This is a genomic window from Shewanella sp., from assembly GCF_013214165.1.
Taxonomy (GTDB): Bacteria; Pseudomonadota; Gammaproteobacteria; order Enterobacterales; family Shewanellaceae; genus Shewanella.
On sequence record NZ_JABSSM010000144.1, the window covers coordinates 1 to 5,001 of the forward strand.

Annotated in this window: 2 protein-coding genes; both read right to left on the minus strand. The window is 36.7% G+C overall.

Features of this window, described 5'->3' with window-relative positions:
• Positions 1-859: 859 nt before the first annotated feature.
• Positions 860-1,672: a hypothetical protein gene (locus tag HRU42_RS20425; protein ID WP_295033853.1), complete on the minus strand. Its 813-nt coding sequence runs from the start codon at positions 1,670-1,672 to the stop codon at positions 860-862.
• A 3-nt stretch (positions 1,673-1,675) separates the two neighbouring features.
• Complete coding sequence (locus HRU42_RS20430) at positions 1,676-3,853, minus strand: hypothetical protein (protein WP_295033855.1); 2,178 nt, start codon at positions 3,851-3,853, stop codon at positions 1,676-1,678.
• Positions 3,854-5,001: the final 1,148 nt, after the last annotated feature.

The following is a 5,001-nucleotide window of genomic DNA, read 5'->3' on the forward strand; positions in this document are numbered from 1 at the left end:
GTTAACCTGTAGTTGGTTTATGGGTTTTCCAGGCATATAAATCTCTCAAGAATTATGTATGCCTAAAGATTACCAAAACCGGACAAGCTAATTGTCGCGAACTGGCCAAGTTAATTGTCGCCTAATAAGTAAAGCTAAAGGAAGCCGAAGAGTCGTTAATCGAGCGATCAGAAAGGCTAGCTTCTAAAGAATACAGCATAGACATGCATCTAGAAAAAATCTCCAAGTTCACTGATAAACTAGATCGAATAGCCCAGATACAGCCCGATAATTACGAACATTCAACCAATACAGTTAGCATAGATCCTAGTCTGACTTTAGAGGATAGAACTGCTCTTCAAACCCAAATAGTAGAACTAAAACACAAAATTTCTGGCTATAAAACGACTGTGTATCAGTACCAAGTTAAATTGGAAGATGCGGATATTTTTACTCACAAACTAACAAAAAAACAAAAACAGAGAGTTAAAATATTGCTTAAAGGTAATAGTTAATGATAACAATGTGGCATGAAGATCCTAGAGACCCTGTAGCAGATTCTGTGTAACTACCTAATGACCAATGCCGACCCACAATTGGAGTCTTTGTTTATCTCCGTTAGCCATGTTTTCTGTGTCTAGCTCTTTTTTTGGTAATTGTGCAGGTCCCGCTTACCCTTTCGCTTGCCTAAATACCAAGTTGATAGGGATTTATAAGATGCATGATTAACTTGAGGAGCGAAAGGCTGCACTTGCGCCATAAGCAGCCCTCTGTTGAAAATATTGTCCATTTAAATTTCATTATTGTCACATGAAAAGAAAGTGATATAGGTACGCAAAATTGCGTACCTATATATTTTTCACACTATGATTTTTTAGCTTTATGAATGCTTGCTCACTATAAGTTTAGGCGTTTCAATTTCTGCAAGTTGCTCACGGTATTCTGGCAAACTGCTTTCTAATGACTTCTGTAGCATGTCACTTTTATCCATTATCTTTTCAACAATCTGCGAGGTTAACTGGTCAGTATGTGCAGTGATACGTTCTTTAGTAGCTAAAGAACTTGTAATGATCTTATCCTGTCTCGCGGATAGGTCTTCAAGTGCGCGTTCAGAATATGCAGATTGGTTTACAATTAAGCTCTCGATTTTCTTAAAATAAAGTTGATAAGGAGCAGAGTCTTCAGGGTACTTACCTAGTTGCTCTAAAAGCTTAGGTAACTTATTCTCCGTAAACTCGATATCTCTTTCTTCTATCGATTTTTGCAATTCATAATAAAAATTCTCAATATCTTTAATGATATTCATAGAACCTTGCTCGATTATTCTCAGTCTTTTTTCAGCTACGTCATTGAAACGTGCTTGCATACTGACAATAATATCGCTCATTTGTTGTAAGCCATCTAGTTTGGTTTGAGTTATGGCTTCTTCAAATCGTGCTTGCTCCCGTAATATCTCTATTTTTACATCACGCATCAATTTAATACGCTCTTGCTCCTTACCCGCAAGTTGTAGTTGTGTTTCTTTATCTATTTCTGCAATTTTTACCTTATCTGGATCATAGCTTGTGCTTGAAGAACTAGACCGATGGGAACTATCAGAGTTACCAGATGAATTTGAACCTCCACTAAGGAAACTTGATACGACACTGATACCACGACTAACAAAACTGCCAACTGAACTTAACAAACCCATAATTTATACCTCTCTCACAGTCATTTGACTCAACTCTTTACGCATTTTAAACATCAATGCATTGTATTCTTTATCCCACTTGGCTGATATTTCAGCATGTGCAGCAGCATCATTAATAAATGTTGCGTAGTTCTGCAATCTCAACTGAGTGAAATCATTGATCACTGCTTGCGATATAACATCTAACTCTTTGTCTCTAATAAAATCCAAAACCGAGTCTATTGCCATATCGACTAAGGCATCCCCCCAATGGAAAAGCCATAACCGCTCTTCAATGCTTTCTAACCCGAACACCATATTGTGCAATTTAGTTTGAAAACTGATGGTGTGCTTATATTGCTCACTCTCTGCCTCAAATTTCTCCTGCAACTCGCCACCGGTTTGAAATGCAAACTTCTGGTGTACACTCTTTCTATCTGATAAGTAAAATTGGTCTACTTTATTACGATAGGTCGTTAATAATTCAACAAGCTTAATCACTAATGGTTCTTGAATGTCTAAGTTATGTTTAACAAAAGCACCTTCAAGACCTTTTTCTATTAATGGTTGTAAACATTTTTCTATTGCCCAGCGCTTATCGCACCATTCAGAGAACCATGATAGCCATAGTTGTTCATCAATTTCGTCCTCTTCACACTCTAATTTTAACTTTTCTTTTGATACCGACTTACTGGCTTTAAAGTCTTTGGTCCACTCACTTTCTGTATGTAGTAACGCTTTAATCAAAGGTTCATTTTCTTCATAAAATTCAATGCGAAGTAATACATCGGTTAGCATCGTCGCGCTATTTTCTGCAACGAGATCAAAGCAGGCCCTCGGTTCAGATCCAAACAAGCCCAGTTTAACTAAGCCATTACTATCTGCATTTAACGCAAAGAGTTTTTTCTTCTCATCTAAACACTGTAGCTTCATTGAAGCTAAGTTAGCCATTGGAATATTCATATCCAAATTTAATCGCTCAAACATAAACTTCTGTCTGCTGGCTATCAGCTGGTTTTCAGTTTCAGATAGTTTTTTATCATCTTTATACTTTCTTGATAAAGCGAACGTATTTGCATTACCCTCGCTGATAACCTTATGCTGACGGATCTGATACTCCATCACTTTATCTTGTAATAAATCACTCCAACGCATCGTTTCATGAATAAAGCGGATGGGTGATTTATCAATGTCCTGACAATCGAAATTGTTAAATGATAACAATTCTTGATAGTTAAATTTAGATGATAATAATTCACGTTGTTGATCTTTGATTTTAACTAAGTTGCTAAGCTCATCAGCAACGGCTTTTAACTGTGCATTTAGTTTTGGCAGGTCATTTAACAACAATTCATAAAGTGGCGAAACTTTGTGATTTTCAAAGATTGGAATAAATTTATTTTGAATAAGTATTTGTAAAAAATCGTCTTGTGCTTGCTCACTTCTACGAGAGAGCGTGCTCGCTTGCTCTTCTTCTGATAACTTATCGAAACTAGGGTCTAATCGGTATTCATTAAGCGCAAAACTTTTGTTAACGAGAAAGAACTGTTGATTATATAAGGTATGAGGATGTCTCTCAACGATACTATATCTATTATGATCTTGATTTATTTTGCTACCAAAGATTATTTCGTAGAGAAAAGTGTTTTGAGAACCATGAACATTTTTAACTAACGCTTTGCGGTCGTATTCGTATCCTGACCAGCCACTTAACAAATACAAGTTATTATTTTTATAGACTATTGCACTTAAGAAGCTATCTGATCGCCCCATTGCATAATGCGTTGAATCATTTTTGTATAACAAAAATGGCAACGTGTCTTTGCTTTCCGTTGTACTCACATCAATAATGGAACGGAAATCATACCCATCAGGAATTTCCCAGCCCTTTAGCTTCAAATATTTATTATTCTTAATCGCATTAGTAAGGGATATGACTTCATCTTGATCCGCAAGATTCTCCCCTGTTAGATCTACTTCAGTGATAGAGGTAATATCAAGCTCTTTATCATGCCATAAGTAGGAAGTATCACGGTCAAATATAACATTGGGGTACTCTTTTAAATAAAAATACTTTTGTTTGGCCATCGCGGCTAACACTTTCCTTTTGGGTGCTTGCTCCTCTACCTCAATAACTTGCTGTTTTAGTGCTTCTTTCTGTTCTGTGAGTTGTTTAATATTTTGCTCTAATTGATTATTCATAATGATGTTTATTCTTATTTGTTGGTTTAACTAGATAACTCAAGCGAATAAAAACCAGCATTGATTAACAATGCGAGCTCGTATGTACTGCATATTTGTGGTTGATTACAGAAAGATTAAGTAGAGTTTGCGCGAATACTTCGCAGAACTTTGATTGGAAGATGTATAGGTATGTCATTGAAATCATTTTTTATTCCAGTGTAAACTCCATTTCACAGTCTTGAGATTATCCTATTCAAGTAGAGTTTTCAATGCACCCATGTCGCATTGTCGGTGTTTTTCAAGATAGTTGGGCTGGGTAATGTTGAATCTATTATAAATTTGGTAAAATTATCAGCTCCTCTTCAGATAGAATTTAGAACCGTCCACATAGTAGGCTCAAAGCTAAAAATAACACCCGGTGCTATACAATACCCATCTAAGCCATAGTTATAAAGTTTTTGCTAGCTGATACCTTACGGTGAGCAACCACCATTACCGCAGAGAAAAATAAACGCAAGCCACTGTTTTAATAATATAAATTCATCAGTGAGGATTCAGAACCAGAATTGTGAATATGAAACACTTATGGCTACATGAGCCTACCGGGACAACATCAGCTGTGGATCCAACTAAACAGAGATATCATCAGGCCTCGGGCGACTAAATGAAGTTGATAAGAAATAACTAAACATGATTCGTTGTATTTCGACAACTGACAACTTATCTTGAACAAAGTTTGGGATAGAGTCTTGATTTAGCAATTGACGCAGGTAATTAGTCAATATGCTCAAAAGGTTTTTCTGCCTAAAACGCAGGGGAGTCTCATATAAATAAAATATTAATTCGAGAGAACCTAAGGCACCTTTGGTTTATGTAACACCCCAAGTAACACCTACAAACTCAAAGGAGAAATATCACCAGTAAATACAACAAGTTACAAAGCAAGGCAGAGCCCCGCCGCCTCCACCAAATACTAAGAAAGGCCGACCTTAACGGGTTGGCCTTTTTTTATTGCTGATTTCAAGCAGTTAGGCAATGCTCACGCCTCTCGATTAGCATGGATTCCAGCTTTAACTAATCTTTTGTAATATCTCGATGTCCACAAATTGCCCACGCACATATGCTTTTTTGCCCACCGCGGCCTTCTTTCCCTCATTCGTATCTCT